We start from the raw sequence: 15,666 nt of genomic DNA, 5'->3' as shown, positions 1-15,666 counted from the left end.
CGGAACCCCTTTTTTGGTGGCGGTGGGTTTGGTGTCGGGCCGCGTGTGTGGTTCGCACGGTTACACCCCACCTCCCCACTCACGAGCCCAGGGTGTCCGGGTCCGGGCCCAGCCGCTTCCCCTGCTCCAGCGTCGCGATCGCGGCGGTGTCGTGCGCGTCGAGCGCGAAGTCGAAGACGTCCATGTTCGCCTTGATCCGGTCCGGAGTGACGGACTTCGGGATCACGAGGTGGTTCATCTCGATGTGCCAGCGCAGCACGATCTGCGCCGGCGTCTTGCCGTGCTTCCCGGCGATCGTGGTGATCTTCTCGTCGGCGAGCAGGTCCCCGCCGCGCGCCAGGGGGCTCCACGCCTCGGTGAGGATCTCGTGCTTGTCGTGGAAGTCCCGCAGCAGCGGCTGTTGCAGCCACGGGTGGCACTCGATCTGGTTCACCGCGGGTACGGTCCCGGTCTCCTCGATCAGCCGCTCCAGATGCGGGATCTGGAAGTTCGACACGCCGATGGCCTTCGCCCGGCCGTCGGAGGCGATCTTCTCCAGCGCCCGCCACGTTTCCACGTACTTGTCCTGCGACGGCAGCGGCCAGTGGATCAGGTACAGGTCGACGTAGGAGAGGCCGAGTTCGCCCATGCTGGTGTCGAAGGCGCGCAACGCCGAGTCGTAGCCGTGCTCGGTGTTCCACAGTTTCGTGGTGACGAACAGTTCCTCGCGCGGCAGCCCGCTGGAGCGGACGGCCTCGCCGACGCCGCGTTCGTTGGCGTACAGGGTCGCCGTGTCGATGGCGCGGTAGCCCGTCTCGATGGCGGTGCGGACCGCGTCGACGACCTCGTCGTCGCCGATCTTGTACACCCCGAACCCGAGCTGGGGCAGGGACGTTCCGTTGTTCAGCCGAATACTGGGAACCATCCTTGAACCGTAACCCCGGCGATGGGTCAGGGCAGAGCGGGGAGGTGGACGGTCACCGAAAGACCACCGCCCACAACGGGTTCCGCCGACACGGTGCCGCCGTGAGCCTGGACGGCGGCCCGCACGATCGACAGTCCCAGCCCGGCGCCGGTGCGGGCGGTCCTGGCGACCCCTGCGCGGCGGAACGGTTCGAACAGTTCGGGGACGGCCGCCGGGTCGAGCAGCCCGCCGGACGATCGCACCCGCAGCACCGACCACTGTGGACCGGCCTGCGTGACGACGTCCAGCCAGCCGCCGTCGACGTTGTGCCGCACGGCGTTCTCCAGCAGGTTGCCCGCGATCCGTTCCAGCAGCGCGGGATCGCCGAACGTCGGCGCCCCCGGGGTCGCGAATTCGACGCGGAGGCCGCGTTTCTCCGCGTCCGGCCGGGCCGCCCGCCACGCGCTCGCGACGATCACCGCGAGGTCGACGGGCTCCCTGGCGACCAGTCCCGCGCCGTCCGTGCGCGCGAGCAGCAGCAGCGAACCGACCAGCCGCTCGGCCCGTTCGGTCGCGTCGCGGACCACGGCCGCCATCCGCCGCAATTCGGCTTCGTCGGCCTGCTCGTCGGCCAGGGTGACGTCGAGTTCGGTGCGGATGACCGCGAGCGGCGTCCGCAGTTCGTGACTGGCGTTCGCGACGAAGTGCCGTTGCGCGTCGAACGCGGCTTGCAGCCTGTCGAGCATGTCGTCGAAGGTCTCGGCCAGTTCGGCGAGTTCGTCCTTGGTGCGGACCTCGCCGATCCGCTCGCCCATCGATTCGATCGACAACCGCCGCGCCGTCCCGGTGATCTCGCGCAGCGGCTGCAGCACCCGCGCGGTGAACGTCCACGCGAGGATCCCCGCCGCCAGCACGACGAAACAGAACGCGAGCGCGCCGAACAGCAGTACCCGGTTCCGGGCGTACACCCGCAGATGCTCGGTGACGGCGGAAGCGTCGACGTCGACACCGTCGACCCGCACCGTGGTGCCCGGCGGCAGCTGCGGAACCGCGGAAACGGCGTCCCCGACCAGGTTCCAGGTCAGCCAGAGCAACAGGACGCTGACCAGTGCCACCAGCCCGGTCGCGAGCAACGTGACCCGCGCGCGCAGGCTGCGGGCACCGGACAGGTTCACCCCCGCGCGTTCCCCTGCTCCGGCACCCGGTAGCCGGAGCCGACGACGGTTTCGATGATCCCCGGCTCGCCGAGCTTCTTGCGCAGCGTCATCACGGTGACCCGGACGGTGGTGGTGAACGGGTCGGCGTTCTCGTCCCACACGCGTTCGAGCAGTTCCTCGCTGCTGACCACCGAACCGGCGGCCGACAGCAGCACCTCCAGCACACCGAACTCCTTGCGGGTCAGCTCGACCGGACCGCTCGCGCGGCGGACGGTCCGCCGCGCCGGGTCCAGTTCGACGTCGCCCGAAGTCAGCAGCGGCGGCGCGGCCGGGGTCGCGCGACGGCCCAGCGCGCGTACCCGTGCGACGAGTTCGGGGAAGGCGAACGGCTTGGCGAGATAGTCGTCGGCGCCGAGGGAAAGCCCGTCCACGCGGTCCGAAACGGAACTGCTCGCGGTGAGCATCAGCACCCGGGTCAGCTCGCCGGACGCGACGATCTCGCGGCACAGGTCGTCACCGGACATGCCGGGGAGGTCGCGGTCGAGCAGCACGACGTCGTACCGGGTGACGGTGGCCTTCTCGTGCCCGTCGTCACCGGTGAGCGCGATGTCCACCGCCATCCCCTCGCGCCGCAGGCCGCGTGCGATCGCGTCGGCGAGGGGTTCTTCGTCTTCGACTACCAGAATTCGCACGACCCTACGTTGCCACACCTTCCTGAGAGTGACCTTATCGGAGTAACCGGCGGTGACCACGCCACCGCTGCCCTTGCTCGCCTGGAGTACATGAAGGCCCCCTTCCTGTACCTAGGCGCAAGGAAGGGGGCCTTCATGTACTTCGGCGGACCTCACGACCAGCGCAGGGCGAACCACAGCCGCATCCGGATCTCCGGATCCGCCAGGTCCACCCCCAGCGCCCGTTCGATCTGCCCGATCCGGTGCCGGACGCTGTTGCGGTGCACGCCCAGTTCGGCCGCCGTCCGGTCCCAGCCGCCGTGGTGCGCGAGCCAGGTCCGCAGCGTCTCGACCAGTTCGCGGTCACCCTTCAGATCGAGTTCGCGCAGCGGCGCCAGCGCCTGGGCGGCGAACCCGGCCGCCGCGTCCGGGGCGATCAGCGCGTCCAGCCCGGAGGTGCCTTCCGCCACCACGGGCCGCCCCAGCGCGACCGCCCGCGCCAGCAGCAACTCCACTTCGCCCGCCGCGCCGGGGAGCCGGTCGGGCGGCACGGGCGAGCCCACGACAGCGAGCCACCCGTCGGCGCGGAGCCGGTCGAGATCGCCGATCTCCGGCGCCTCCCGGACGATCGCGGTGAACCGCGGTCCGGGCAGCAGCCGCACCAGCGGGGTGTCGAGCCGGGCGCGCAGCCAGTCGTAGCGCGCGGCGGCCTCGGTCGGGCCGCGCCGGTACGCGACCCCGGCGACCAGGCGGCGTTCCTCCCCGCCGACCACGCCGGTCTCCCCCAGCAGCAACGCCGTGGCGGTGGCCCCCAGCCCGGCCGCGTCCGAACCGGCGCGGCCTGCCAGCCCGAGCAGCGCCGCCCCGACCGACAGGATCGAGCGGTCCGCGCCGTCGAACCGCGCGACCCGGCCGACCACGACCAGATGCGACGCCGTCGCCTGCGGGTACACCGGCTGCGCGACGACGTGCGTGCCGTCGGCCAGTTCCGTCGTCGCGCTGCGGATCCCCCGGCCCGCCCGCAGCGTGGCGACCAGTTCCCGGACCTCGGCGGGCAGCGGCGACGGCGCCCCGTGCTCGGCGGCGAGGACGTCGCCGACGCCGACCAGCGCCACCCAGGCCCCCAGCCGCCCGGCCAGCGCGCTCGCCAGTTCGCCGAGTCCGTCACCGGCCGCCCTGGTCAGCGCCTCGCGCGCGACCGCGATCCGCCGCTGTTCCCGCTGCCCTGCCTCGGCGAGCGCGACCGACACCGCCCGGCTGATCGCCAGGAACGGTGTCCGCGGCTGGACGATCAGCAGCGGGAGGCCGTGCCGGGCACACGCGGTCCGCAGCGAAGACGGCAACGTCTCGTAGGCGCCGGGGGTGAGCCCGAACCCCAGCGCGGAGATCCCGCTGGCGGCCAGCCGCCGGACGTAGAGGTCGACTTCGGAGGGCTCCGATGGCAGGTTCACCCCGGCGGTGAGCAGCAGTTCCGCCCCGAGCAGGTACGGCGCCGGGTCCCGCAGCTCGCTGACGTGCGCCCAACGCACCGGGGCGTCGAGCGCGCCCGGCCGCAGGGTCTCCACGACCGGGTCGAGTGCCAATTCCGGGTTGCCGACCACGGCCCGTAACGGGACATTCACATCCGAGTCGAGCGGATCGTGGGTTCGGGTCATTCCATCCTCATTCGCGCCGGAGTTCGGATGGATCATCCCATGTCGTTCAAGGCGCGAACGAACCTACGGTGGCCCGAAGCGAACAAAGCCCCAAGTCAAGGAGGACACCGTGGCCGGTGACTACGCGGTGATCGCGCTCTACATAGCGGGCATGATCGGGGTCGGCTGGTTCGGGCTGCGGCTCGCCAAGACCAAGTCCGACTACCTGGTCGCGGGCCGTCGCCTCGGCTGGTTCATGTACTCGGGCACGATGTCCGCGGTCGTCCTCGGCGGCGCTTCGACGGTCGGCGGCGTGAAGCTCGGCTACACCTACGGCATCTCCGGCGCCTGGCTCGTGATCGCGATCGGCGTCGGCATCCTGGTCCTCCACACGCTGTTCGCGCGGCGGCTGGTGAAGCTGCGCGTCTACACCGTCGGCGAAATGCTCGACCTGCGCTACGGCGGCTCCACGAGCGCCATCTCCGGCGTCGTCATGTGGGGCTACACGCTGATGCTGACCGTCACCTCGACGCTGGCGTTCGCCACCATCTTCAAGGTCCTCTTCAACGTGCCGAGCTGGGCGGGCATCGCCATCGGCGGGTCGATCGTGGTGCTCTACTCGGTGCTCGGCGGCATGTGGTCGATCACGCTGACCGACATCGTCCAGTTCGTCATCAAGACCATCGGCATCCTGCTGATCCTGCTGCCGGTCTCGATCGTCTCGGCCGGTGGCTTCGACGGGATGGCCGCGCGGCTGGACGAGAGCTACTTCGAGCTGACCGCCATCGGCGGCGACACGATCTTCACCTACTTCCTCATCTACAGCTTCGGGCTGCTGATCGGCCAGGACATCTGGCAGCGCGTGTTCACCGCCCGCACGCCCGGCATCGCCACCGGCGGCGGCGTGATCTCCGGCGTCTACTGCCTGGTCTACGGTCTCGCCGGCGCGCTGATCGGCACCTCGGCCAAGGCGCTGTACCCGAACCTCGCCAGCGCGCAGGACGCGTTCGCGACCATCGTCGAAGACCAGCTGCCCGCCGGGATCCGCGGCCTGGTGCTCGCGGCGGCGCTGTCGGCGATGATGTCGACCGCGAGCGGCGCGCTCATCGCCTGCTCCACGGTCAGTACGTCGGACCTGCTTTCCAAGCTGGGCCTCAAAAAAGCGGTCAACGAGGTCGCGCGGAACCGGGTCACCACGCTGGTCCTCGGCCTCGTCGCGATCGGCATCGCGATGATCGTGGACGACGTCGTCAACGCGCTGACCATCGCCTACGACATCCTCGTCGGCGGCCTGCTGGTCGCGATCATCGGCGGGCTGGCGTGGAAACGCGGCACCCGTCAAGGCGCGCTCGCGTCGATGGTCGTCGGTACCGTCGTGGTCATCACGTTCATGTTCGTCGACGGCGTCGAGGCCAACAGCCCGATCTACTGGGGCCTCGGCTCGAGCCTGGCGGTGTACCTGGTGGTCAGCTTCCTCACCCCGCGCACCTCGGACGAAAGCCTCACCGTGTGGACCCGCCGCCTGAACGGCAGCGCGGTCGCCGAAGAAGAAGAGGCGAAACTCGCCGCTTCGAAGTCCTGAAACCATTCAAAGGAGAAACAGTGGCTGAGCAAAGCCCGATCGGACCCGTCGACTCTTCGAGGGTGCCCCGGTTCGCCGGTTTCGCGACCTTCGCGAGGCTGCCGCGGCTCGATCAGGTCGAGCACGCGGACGTCGCCGTCGTCGGGGTGCCGTTCGACGCCGGCGTGTCCTACCGCCCCGGCGCGCGCTTCGGCCCCGCCGCGCTCCGTGAGGCCAGCCGGCTCCTTCGCCCGTATCACCCGGAACTCGACGTTTCGCCGTTCGCCGAAACGCAGGTCGTCGACGCCGGGGACATCGCGCTCAACCCGTTCAACATCGGCGAGGCGATCGAGACCCTGCAGGACGAGGCCGAGGCGCTGACCGCGGGCGGGACGCGGCTGGTGACCGTCGGCGGCGACCACACGATCGCGCTGCCGCTGCTGCGGGCGGCGGCGAAGAAGCACGGACCGGTGGCGCTGCTGCACTTCGACGCGCACCTCGACACCTGGGACACCTACTTCGGCGAGCCGTACACGCACGGCACCCCGTTCCGGCGGGCGTCCGAGGAAGGCCTCCTCGACACCGAAGCGCTGTCCCACGTCGGCACGCGCGGCCCGCTGTACGGCAAGCGGGACCTGGAAGAGGACCGCCGCCTCGGATTCGGCATCGTCACCTCCGGCGACGTCATGCGCCGCGGGGTCGCCGAGACCGTCGACGCGCTGCGCCAGCGCATCGGCGGCCGCCCGCTCTACATCTCGGTCGACATCGACGTGCTCGACCCGGCGCACGCGCCGGGTACCGGCACCCCCGAAGCGGGCGGGATGACCAGCCGCGAACTGCTGGAGATCCTGCGCGGGCTGCGGGACTGCAACCTCGTCGGAGCGGATGTCGTCGAGCTGGCCCCGGCTTACGATCATGCCGAGATCACCGCCATCGCGGCTTCCCACGTCGCCTACGACCTGGTGAGCCTGCTCAGTTTGGGGAAGGGCGCATGACCAGCACTGAACGGATAGGCGGCGACGTAGTCGTCGAAACCCTCCACGCGCTCGGCGCGGACACCGTGTTCGGCCTGCCCGGCCAGCACGCGCTCGGCCTGTTCGAAGCGTTGCGGCGCACGGACGACCTGCGTGTCATCAGCTCGCGGGTGGAGAACAACCTGGCGTTCGCGGCCGACGGGCACGCTCGTGCCCGGCTCGCGGCGGACCCCGAGGGCCCGGTCCCGGTGACGCCGATGATCGTGTCGACCGGCCCCGGCGCGCTGCTGACTTTGGCTTCACTGCAGGAATCCCGGGCGGCGTCGGTCCCGGTGCTCGGGATCTCCAGCCAGATCCCGGTCGCCGGGCTCGGCGGCGGACGGCACGGGTACCTGCACGAATTGCCCGATCAGCAGGCCAGTTTCCGCGACGTGGTGAAGTCGGTGCACGTGGTGCGCACCGTCAGCCAGATCCCGACGGCGTTGCGCGAGGCGTGGGAATCCGCGGCGACCGCGCCGTACGGTCCGGTGTGGGTCGAAATCCCGCAGGACATCCTGCTGGCGACGACGGATCTGCCGCGGATCACCTCGGTGACGGCGCGGCCCGCTCCGCTCGCGCCGTTGCCGGAGCTCGTCACCGAAGCCGCGAATCTCCTTGGCACGGCGAAGAATCCGGTGATCCTCGCCGGTGGCGGCGCCCTGCGCTCGGGCGCGAGGGCGGAGCTGAAGGCGCTCGCGGAGGCCTTGCGCGCGCCGGTGCTGTCGACGTTCGGCGGCAAGGGCGTCTTCGGCTGGGACCACGAACTTTCCGGGCAGTCCTGGCTTGAGGACTGGCACAGCACCGAGTTCCTCTCGGACGCGGATGTGCTGCTGGTACTAGGTTCCGGGCTCGGCGAGCTGTCCAGCAACTATCGCGAGTTCGCCCCGCGCGGCCGGATGATCCAGGTCGAGGCCGATCTCGGGAAGCTGGAGTCGAACTACCCGGCGCTGGGCATCCACGCCGACGTCCGGCTCGCCCTGCAGGCGCTGCTGGAGCAGGTGCCGTTCCGCCAGTCCGACGGCGTCGCCGAAAAGGCGGTGGCGGACCTGCTGGCCAAGGTGCGCGGACGCCTCGACGGCCAGCCACTCGAAGTCGAGCGCAAGCTGATCGACGACATCCGCGCGGCGGTGCCCGAGGGCACGCAGACGTTCTGGGACATGACGATCGCGGCCTACTGGGCCTGGTCGGCGTGGAATCCCGAGGGCGCGCCGATCCACACCGCCCAAGGCGCGGGCGGGCTCGGCTACGGCCTGCCCGGCGCGCTCGGCGGCGCCGCGGCGACCGGCGGCCCGGCGCTCGCGGTGTCCGGTGACGGCGGCGCGATGTACGGCATCGCCGAGCTGGCCACGGCGGTCCAGCACGGGCTGGACGTCACGTGGCTCGTCATCGACGACGGCGGTTACGGCATCCTGCGCGAGTACCTGACCGGCGCTTTCGGCCAGTCCACCGCCACCGAACTCGCGCGGCCCGATTTCGCCGCCCTGGCGAAGTCTTTCGGCGTCAGCGCCACTGTGTCCTCTTTGGACACCGTCGGGAAGGACCTGGCCGAAGCGCTGGGCACCCCCGGTCCGTCGGTGGTCGTCCTCCCCGCCCTCCTGAAGATGTTCGAGCCGACCCACCTGGAGAAGAAATGACTCAGGTCCTCAATTTCGTCGACGGCGCCGAGGTCCCGGCGGCGGGCTCCCGGACGCTCGACCTGACGAACCCCGCCACCGGCGAGGTCTTCGGCACCAGCGTCCTGTCCGAGCAGTCCGATGTGGACGCCGCGCTGGAGGCCGCCGGACGCGCGTTCAAGGTGTGGCGCAAGAGCACACCCGCGCAGCGGCAGCTCGCGCTATTGAAGATCGCCGACGCGGTCGAGGCTCGCGCGGAGGCGTTCGCCGAGCTCGAAATCCGCGAGACCGGCAAGATCCGCGCCGTCGTGCTGGAGGAGGAGATCCCGGAGTGCGTCAGCGCGCTGCGGTTCTTCGCCGGCGCGGCGCGGCAGCTCGAAGGCACCGCGTCCGGGGAGTACCTGCCGGGGCACAGCTCGGCGATCCGCCGCGAACCGGTCGGCGTGTGCGCGCAGATCGCGCCGTGGAACTACCCGCTGATGATGGGTGTCTGGAAGATCGCCCCGGCGCTGGCGGCGGGCAACACCGTCGTGCTGAAGCCCGCGGAGACCACGCCGTCGACGGCCGTGCTGCTGGCGAAGGTCGCGGCGGAATTCCTGCCGCAGGGCGCTTTCAACGTGCTGTGCGGCGACCGCGACACCGGCCGCGCGCTGGTGAAGCACCCGATCACCGAACTGGTGTCGATCACCGGGTCGACCCGCGCCGGCATCGACGTCGCCACCGTCGCGGCGGCCGACCTCAAGCGCACGCACCTGGAACTCGGCGGGAACGCGCCGCTGCTGGTCTTCGGCGACGTGAACCTCGCCGAGGCCGCGGAGGGCATCGTCGGCGCGGCGTTCTACAACGCCGGGCAGGACTGCACCGCGGGCAGCCGGGTGCTGGTGGACGCGGCGATCCACGACGAGTTCGTCGCGGAACTGACCAAGGCCGCCGCCGCGCAGAAGCCCGGCACGGATTTCGGCCCGCTCAACAGCGAGGCGCAGTTCGGCCGGGTCCGCGGGCTCGTCGAACGACTGCCGTCGCACGCCCGCGTGGAGACCGGCGGCACCCCCGCCGGTGACCGCGGATTCTTCTTCTCCCCCACCGTGATCTCGGGTCTGAAGCAGGACGACGAGATCGTGCAGGAGGAGATCTTCGGCCCGGTGATCACCGTCCAGTCCTTCGCGGACGAGGACGAGGCGGTGCGCCTGGCCAACGGCGTCCCGTACGGGCTGGCGTCGTCGATCTGGACCCACGACCTGTCACGCGCGACCCGCGTTTCGGGCGAACTCGACTTCGGCTGCGTCTGGGTCAACACCCACGGGCCGCTGGTCTCGGAAATGCCCCATGGCGGCTTCGGGCACTCGGGCCACGGGAAGGACCTCTCGTCCTACTCCTTCGCCGAGTACACCCGCGTCAAGCACGTCATGACCCGCTTCGCCTGACCGCGTTTCGTCCTCTGAACGCGGTAGTTGGCAGTACGAACCACCGCATTCAGAGGACGAAACGCGCACTTGGAGGTCCCCATGGGTGACAAGGTCACCGAAGTCGAGCAGCACGGCATCGCGCCGATCCCGCCCGAGGAACAGACTTCGCGTCCGCGCGACCTGTTCCGGATGGCGTTCGGCGGCGCGAACACCTTCGCCACCATCATCCTCGGGACCCTCCCGATCGCCTTCGGCCTGAGTTTCCGGGCGGCGGTGGCCGCCACCGTCGCGGGCGTGGTCGTCGGCGCGCTGGTGCTCTCGCCGATGTCGTTGTTCGGCCCGCTCACCCGGACCAACAACGCGGTCTCCTCCGGCGCGCACTTCGGCGTCGTCGGCCGCTGTGTCGGCTCCTTCCTCTCCCTGCTGACGGCGATCACCTTCTTCGCCATCTCGGTCTGGGTGAGCGGCGACGCCGTCGCCGGTGCGGCACAACGGCTTTTCGGCTTCGACGGCGGCGAAGTGCTGCGCGGTGTCGCGTACGGCGTCATCGCGATCGCGACGCTGGTGGTGTGCATCTACGGCTACCGGTTCATGCTGCTGGTGAACCGGGTCGCCGTGGTGCTGGGCACGGCGATCATGCTGCTCGGGATCATCGCCTACGGCGGCACGTTCGACCCCGGGTTCGCCGGCACCGGCACGTACGCGCTCGGGGGCTTCTGGCCGACCTGGATCCTCGCCGCGCTCACCACGATGGCGAACCCGATCTCGTTCGGCGCCTTCCTCGGCGACTGGACGCGCTACATCCCCGCGCGCCACAGCCGCCGTTCCCTGCTGGCGGCGCCGTTCCTGGCGCAGGTGGCGACGCTGCTGCCGTTCGGGTTCGGCATCGCCACCGCGACCCTGGTCGCGGATCCGGCCGACTACATCACCGGCCTGACCGCGATCTCCCCGCTCTGGTACGCGATCCCGCTGATCGTGGTCGCGCTGATCGGCGGCCTGTCCACCGGCACGACGTCGCTCTACGGGACCGGGCTGGACTTCAGTTCGATCTTCGTGAAGCTGAGCCGGGTCCAGGCGACGCTGCTGATCGGCTCGCTCAGTGTCGTGTTCATCTTCGTCGGCAATTTCGTGCTGGACATGGTGTCCAGCATCAACGCCTTCGCCACGCTGATCGTGCTGTGCACCTCACCGTGGATGGTGATCATGATGATCGGGTTCGTGCTGCGGCGCGGGTTCTACGACCCGGACGACCTCCAGGTGTTCAACCAGGGCCGCAAGGGCGGGCGCTACTGGTTCACCCGCGGAGTGAACTGGCGCGCGATGGCCGCGTGGATCCCGGCGACGACGCTGGGCCTGCTGACCGCCAACACGCCGATGATCGCCGGGCCGCTCAAGGACGTCGCGGGCGGCGTCGACATCAGCATGGTCGTGACGCTGTGCACGGCGGCGATCGCGTATCCGGTGCTGGTGAAGCTCTTCCCCGAGCCCCGCGAGGTCTACCGGCCCGGGAGCGCCGCGGAGCCCGCGCCCGGGCCGGACCTGGAACCTCAGCCGCAGTCGGCCGCCTGACGCGGATCGGCCGGATACCGCAAGGAGTTCCGGCCGACCGCGCCGGTCAGGTTGTCCCAGAACCGTCCCGCGGTGAGCGGGGCACGGACCGAGTCCAACATCTCGCGTACTTCGGGGCACTGGACGGCCTTGCGCGCCGCGAGGATGTCTTCGGCGGCGAACCCGTTGGCGTCGCCGGTCGCGTCGACCTCCGTCTTGCCCGCCTCGCCGATCGCCCACGTCGGGCTGATGTCCTTCTCGTGTCCGCTGCGGCTGGCGAACACGAGCGTGGTGTGGGAGGCGATCGAGTTCACCAGTCCGTACCCGTCGTGCACACGGACGTCCCGCGGCATGACGAGCCCGAAGGCGCCGATGCTGCCGGAGAACACCGTGCTGTACGGCTTGTCGGAGGCGTACTGACGCCAGGCCCCGGCGCGATACACCAGCACCGAGGGGCCGGGCAGGTTCCGGACGGCCGCCATCGCGACAGGGAGGTCCAGGTCCGGCGACCGCATGTAGTCCTCGATGGTCACCGGATGCTCGTGCCGGGTGACGGCGGACCAGTAGCCGCGCTCGTCCGCGATGCCGGAGGCCTTGTTGTACGCCTTGGGGGCGTCCTCGTACGGCACCCGCAGCCAGCCCAGCGCGACGACACCCCAGACGCCCACCCCGGCGAGGACGACGGCCGTCCAGCGGGTGAACGGCAGGGCCATGACCGGGAGCAGGGCCGCGAACAACGCGGGCAGCAGCATGCGGCCGTGCATGAAGTCCCCGCCGAGCCGGATGACGTACAACGCCAGCGCCAGCCCGGAGAGCAGCGGGAACGCGATGAGCGCCCACAGCGCCCGGTTCCGCGGCACCCGGCGCAGCAGCAGCACCAGTGCGGCCGCCAGCAGCAGCACCGGTACCCAGAGGTAGTACGGGGAGACGAGATCGGCGAGGTACCGCCAGCCACGGCCCCAGTGCGCGGAGGACGCTTCCTTGGCCAGCGCGGTGTTCGGCGTGAGCAGCCCGTAGTAGCCCATGCGGAAGATCTGGTACGCCACCGGCAGCGCGCCCGCGACCGCGAGGAGGCCGAGCAGATGCTTCCAGCCCCGCCACCCGGCGACCATCATCCCGATGAACGCGAGCGCGCTGAACAGCGCGAGGTCCGGGCGCACCAGCGGGCCGAGCCCGATCACGAGCGCGACCGGCCAGGCCCGCACCGTGTCCCCGTCGAGGGCGAGCCGGACGACGAGCCACCACGTGAGGCCGAGCCAGAACGTGATGAGCCCGGTTTCCAGCCCGGAGGTGGCGAAATCACGGAAGGGCGGCAGCACGCAGACCAGCAGGGCGCCCGCCGGGACGGCCAGCCCCGATCCGGTGGGCCGGTGGAACCTCCGCGCGCCGTCCATGGCGAACCAGAGACCCGCGACGGCCAGCACCAGCCCGGAGAGCACGGCGGCCCATTCCAGCTTGATCCCGAGCAGCCCGAGCCCGGCCACGAGGAACGTCCACAGCGTGCTGGTGTTCGCCTCGACCCGCTCGCCGGCGTTGAACACCGGCCCGTCGCCTTCGAGGAGGTTCCGGACCGTCCGCAGCACGATGAGGCCGTCGTCGCTCATCCACCGGCGGCGCCAGGCCAGTTCGGCGAACACCACCGCGGCCAGACCGAAGAGAATCCAGGTCCATACGCGCGGCCTGCGATACCAAGCCCGGGTCACGTCGGATTCCGCCTCGAGCAGGCCCGTAGTCGACACTGGTCGTCCCCTTCTCGGCCGGTGAAACGGCCACGTCAAAACCAGGGGATCACCCTATTGGGCGGGCAGGTGACGGCGGAGCCCGACCCTAGGCGAAGCGTCGCAGCACTCCGAGGAACAGCGCGTCGAAGGCGCGGTCCGGGAGCACCCGGCGCACGAACAGGATCGGCTTCGCCCCGAGACCCGCGGCATAGCGGGTCTTCGGGCGCCGGGCCCGGACCGCCTTCAGGACGACGTCGGCGATCACCTTCGGGTGGGAGCCGCGCGCGGCCTGGCCGAAGAACTTCGCCAGCGCCTTGGCTTGCGGCGCGTAGGCGGTTTCCCCCGAGGTCTTGAGCAGGTTCTCGACGGCGATGCCGCCCCATTCGGTCTTGATGGCGCCGGGTTCGATCACCACGACGTCGACGCCGAACGGCTTGAGCTCCAGCCTCAGCGAGTCGCTCAGCCCTTCGACCGCGAACTTGGTCGAGTGGTACCAGCCGCCGAGCGGTTCGTAGATCTTGCCGCCGATCGACGAGACGTTCACGATCTTGCCCGAGCCTTGGGCGCGCATATGCGGCGTGGTCAGCTGGACGAGCCGCGCGAGGCCGAACAGGTTGACCTCGAACTGGTACTTCCCCTCCGAGAGCGGCACGTCCTCGAAGGCCCCGTACGAGCCGTAGCCCGCGTTGTTGACCAGGACGTCGATGCGGCCGGACTCCTCGATGATCTTTTCGATGCCCGCGACCATCGACGCGTCGTCGGTGACGTCCATCGCGAGGACCTTGACCCCGCGTTCGGCGATCCCGGTCATCCGCTCGACACGCCTCGCGGCGCCGTAGACGGTGTAGCCCGCGTCGCGCAGGGCGAGGGCGGTGGCTTCGCCGATTCCCGCGGAAGCGCCCGTGACCAGTGCGACCTTCATGTCCCGCTCCTAACTAACTGGTTGGTTGCAAATTGAGGTTGCCACGGCCCCGACTAGCTGTCAACCAACCAGTTAGTTAGACTGGGTCACATGGTCAGGGACAAGGAAGCGACCAAGCGGAAGCTGCTGGACGCGGCGACGACCGAGTTCGCCACGTACGGCATCGCGGGCGCGCGGGTGGACCGCATCGCGAAGAACGCCGGCGCCAACAAGGCGCTGATCTACGCCTACTTCTGCAGCAAGGAGTACCTGTTCGAGACCGTTGTGCAGGAGCAGGTGGACGCGGCGATCAAGGCGGTCCCGATCACCCCCGACGACCTGCCCGGCTACGCGGGACGGCTGTTCGACCGCTACCTGGAGCATCCCGAAGTCCTGCGGCTCATGGGCTGGCTGCGGCTGGAGAACGGCTTCGACGCCGTTCCGGAGGCGGAAGTTCGGGCACACGCGGACAAGGTGGCCGCGATCCGGGCCGCGCAGCGTTCGGGTTCCGTGCCGGACCACTTCGACGCCGAGGAACTGCTGAGCCTCGTCCTGCACCTGTCGTTCCTGAGCTTTTCCTCCCCCGCCGCGACCCGCGACCTCGTCGTCCGCTCGGTCGCCCGGCTCACGGGAACCTGAGGCGGTTTTCGCGCGACCACTGGGTTACATCACCTGGGAGGTCGTCTTGCAACGCCGAACTTTTCTGCGTGCTTCAGCCTTGTCCGCCGGTCTGGCGGGCGTGACCGCGCCCGCCGCTTCCGCCGCCACCCCGTTGCGGGTGCAGATCCTGATGTACGACGGCGTGGAGGAACAGGACTTCATCGCACCCGTCGAAGTACTCGGCCTGACGGGGAAGCTCACCGGCGGGGCCGTGGTCTCGTCACTCGTGGGGCTACGGCCGGGTCCGGTGCGCTGCACCTACGGCACCGTCGTCGAGGTCCCGCGGGCCTGGTCGCCGGGCGAAGCCGACGTCCTCGTGGTGCCCGGCGGCGGCTACACCGACCGGAACGGCCCCGGCGTCCACCGACTCAACGCGGATCAGGGTTTCCTGCGCCGCCTCGCCGCTTCGCGGGCGCTGCCGGTCGGGATCTGCACCGGAACGATGGTGCTGTCCGCGGCGGGCCTGACGAAGGGCCGGAACGCGACGACGCACAACGGCGCGAAGGCGGATCTGGCCGCTCAGGGCGCGAAGGTGATCGACGCGCGTGTCGTCGACGACGGCGACCTGATCACCGGCGGCGGGATCACCGCGGGGCTCGAGGTCTCGCTCTGGCTCGTGGAGCGCTTCTTGGGCGCGAAGGCGGCTCAGCGGGCCGAGGTGGTGCTGGAGTACGAGCGGCGGGGCACCGTCTGGCGGGCCTGACGCGTGCAATGAAAGGTCCCTTCATTGCAAAATTTGCAATGAAGGGACCTTTCATAGCGCTTGCCAGGTAGCCGGACGCCTACCCTGGCCCCGGAGTGGGGGTGTGTGGAAATAGGGACGTTGAGTGTCCCTGTTTACACACACCCCGCCCGATCCGCGCGGGGCGGGGGCGAAAACACGAGCCCGGTCACCACC

Annotated in this window: 13 protein-coding genes; 7 read left to right on the top strand and 6 right to left on the bottom strand. The window is 70.1% G+C overall.

What is annotated here, in order from left to right; translation table 11 throughout:
* Window positions 1-79 precede the first annotated feature (79 nt).
* The 4 genes from ACFWMR_RS38345 to ACFWMR_RS38330 all read right to left on the bottom strand — a co-directional run bounded on the left by ACFWMR_RS38345 (window position 80) and on the right by ACFWMR_RS38330 (window position 4,366).
* Window positions 80-904, bottom strand: coding sequence for an aldo/keto reductase (locus ACFWMR_RS38345; protein ID WP_378381942.1), 825 nt, complete (start codon window positions 902-904; stop codon window positions 80-82).
* Between the two features lie 26 nt (window positions 905-930).
* Window positions 931-2,058 carry a sensor histidine kinase gene (locus ACFWMR_RS38340; protein WP_093934547.1) on the bottom strand — a complete coding sequence of 376 codons (1,128 nt, stop codon included), beginning with the start codon at window positions 2,056-2,058 and terminating at the stop codon, window positions 931-933.
* Window positions 2,055-2,732 carry a response regulator transcription factor gene (locus ACFWMR_RS38335; protein ID WP_167406137.1) on the bottom strand — a complete coding sequence of 226 codons (678 nt, stop codon included), beginning with the start codon at window positions 2,730-2,732 and terminating at the stop codon, window positions 2,055-2,057. The genes ACFWMR_RS38340 and ACFWMR_RS38335 overlap by 4 nt, the downstream gene beginning before the upstream one ends.
* 152 nt (window positions 2,733-2,884) lie before the next feature.
* Window positions 2,885-4,366, bottom strand: a complete 1,482-nt coding sequence (locus ACFWMR_RS38330) for a PucR family transcriptional regulator (RefSeq protein WP_378381941.1) — start codon at window positions 4,364-4,366, stop codon at window positions 2,885-2,887.
* A gap of 109 nt (window positions 4,367-4,475) precedes the next feature.
* On the opposite strand from ACFWMR_RS38330, the gene ACFWMR_RS38325 reads away from it, so the two are divergent.
* The 5 genes from ACFWMR_RS38325 to ACFWMR_RS38305 all read left to right on the top strand — a co-directional run bounded on the left by ACFWMR_RS38325 (window position 4,476) and on the right by ACFWMR_RS38305 (window position 11,507).
* On the top strand, window positions 4,476-5,927 hold the full coding sequence (locus ACFWMR_RS38325) for a sodium:solute symporter (RefSeq protein ID WP_378381940.1): 1,452 nt from the start codon (window positions 4,476-4,478) through the stop codon (window positions 5,925-5,927).
* Between the two features lie 20 nt (window positions 5,928-5,947).
* Window positions 5,948-6,901: an agmatinase gene (speB, locus tag ACFWMR_RS38320; RefSeq protein ID WP_167405996.1), complete on the top strand. Its 954-nt coding sequence runs from the start codon at window positions 5,948-5,950 to the stop codon at window positions 6,899-6,901.
* Window positions 6,898-8,553 (top strand): thiamine pyrophosphate-binding protein, encoded by a 1,656-nt coding sequence (locus ACFWMR_RS38315; RefSeq protein ID WP_378381939.1) that lies wholly within the window; start codon window positions 6,898-6,900, stop codon window positions 8,551-8,553. The genes speB and ACFWMR_RS38315 overlap by 4 nt, the downstream gene beginning before the upstream one ends.
* Window positions 8,550-9,956 carry an aminobutyraldehyde dehydrogenase gene (locus ACFWMR_RS38310; RefSeq protein WP_378381938.1) on the top strand — a complete coding sequence of 469 codons (1,407 nt, stop codon included), beginning with the start codon at window positions 8,550-8,552 and terminating at the stop codon, window positions 9,954-9,956. Before ACFWMR_RS38315 ends, ACFWMR_RS38310 begins: the two co-directional genes overlap by 4 nt.
* Before the next feature lie 81 nt (window positions 9,957-10,037).
* Entirely contained in the window at window positions 10,038-11,507 is a 1,470-nt protein-coding gene (locus tag ACFWMR_RS38305) for a purine-cytosine permease family protein (protein WP_378381937.1), read from the top strand.
* Here ACFWMR_RS38305 and ACFWMR_RS38300 read toward each other — a convergent pair.
* Together ACFWMR_RS38300 and ACFWMR_RS38295 are read right to left on the bottom strand one after the other, a co-directional pair.
* Window positions 11,486-13,225: a hypothetical protein gene (locus ACFWMR_RS38300; RefSeq protein ID WP_378381936.1), complete on the bottom strand. Its 1,740-nt coding sequence runs from the start codon at window positions 13,223-13,225 to the stop codon at window positions 11,486-11,488. The two genes, ACFWMR_RS38305 and ACFWMR_RS38300, sit on opposite strands and share 22 nt — an antisense overlap.
* An 88-nt stretch (window positions 13,226-13,313) precedes the next feature.
* Window positions 13,314-14,129, bottom strand: coding sequence for an oxidoreductase (locus ACFWMR_RS38295; RefSeq protein WP_378381935.1), 816 nt, complete (start codon window positions 14,127-14,129; stop codon window positions 13,314-13,316).
* 90 nt (window positions 14,130-14,219) lie between these two features.
* On the opposite strand from ACFWMR_RS38295, the gene ACFWMR_RS38290 reads away from it, so the two are divergent.
* Together ACFWMR_RS38290 and ACFWMR_RS38285 are read left to right on the top strand one after the other, a co-directional pair.
* Entirely contained in the window at window positions 14,220-14,747 is a 528-nt protein-coding gene (locus ACFWMR_RS38290) for a TetR family transcriptional regulator (protein ID WP_378381934.1), read from the top strand.
* 46 nt (window positions 14,748-14,793) lie between these two features.
* Window positions 14,794-15,471, top strand: a complete 678-nt coding sequence (locus ACFWMR_RS38285; protein WP_378381933.1) for a DJ-1/PfpI family protein — start codon at window positions 14,794-14,796, stop codon at window positions 15,469-15,471.
* The last annotated feature ends 195 nt before the right edge of the window (window positions 15,472-15,666 follow it).

This window comes from Amycolatopsis thailandensis (assembly GCF_042723255.1).
Lineage (GTDB): Bacteria > Actinomycetota > Actinomycetes > Mycobacteriales > Pseudonocardiaceae > Amycolatopsis > Amycolatopsis thailandensis.
Note: the sequence above shows the minus strand (reverse complement) of the source record. Positions and strands in the feature narration are given on the sequence as shown.

Bases quoted from the DNA above. Each gene is read 5' to 3' on its own strand.
- ACFWMR_RS38345 (WP_378381942.1), bottom strand. From the start codon at position 904: ATGGTTCCCAGTATTCGGCTGAACAACGGAACGTCCCTGCCCCAGCTC.
- ACFWMR_RS38330 (WP_378381941.1), bottom strand. From the start codon at position 4,366: ATGACCCGAACCCACGATCCGCTCGACTCGGATGTGAATGTCCCGTTA.
- ACFWMR_RS38315 (WP_378381939.1), top strand. From the start codon at position 6,898: ATGACCAGCACTGAACGGATAGGCGGCGACGTAGTCGTCGAAACCCTC.
- ACFWMR_RS38310 (WP_378381938.1), top strand. From the start codon at position 8,550: ATGACTCAGGTCCTCAATTTCGTCGACGGCGCCGAGGTCCCGGCGGCG.
- ACFWMR_RS38305 (WP_378381937.1), top strand. From the start codon at position 10,038: ATGGGTGACAAGGTCACCGAAGTCGAGCAGCACGGCATCGCGCCGATC.
- ACFWMR_RS38295 (WP_378381935.1), bottom strand. From the start codon at position 14,129: ATGAAGGTCGCACTGGTCACGGGCGCTTCCGCGGGAATCGGCGAAGCC.
- ACFWMR_RS38290 (WP_378381934.1), top strand. From the start codon at position 14,220: ATGGTCAGGGACAAGGAAGCGACCAAGCGGAAGCTGCTGGACGCGGCG.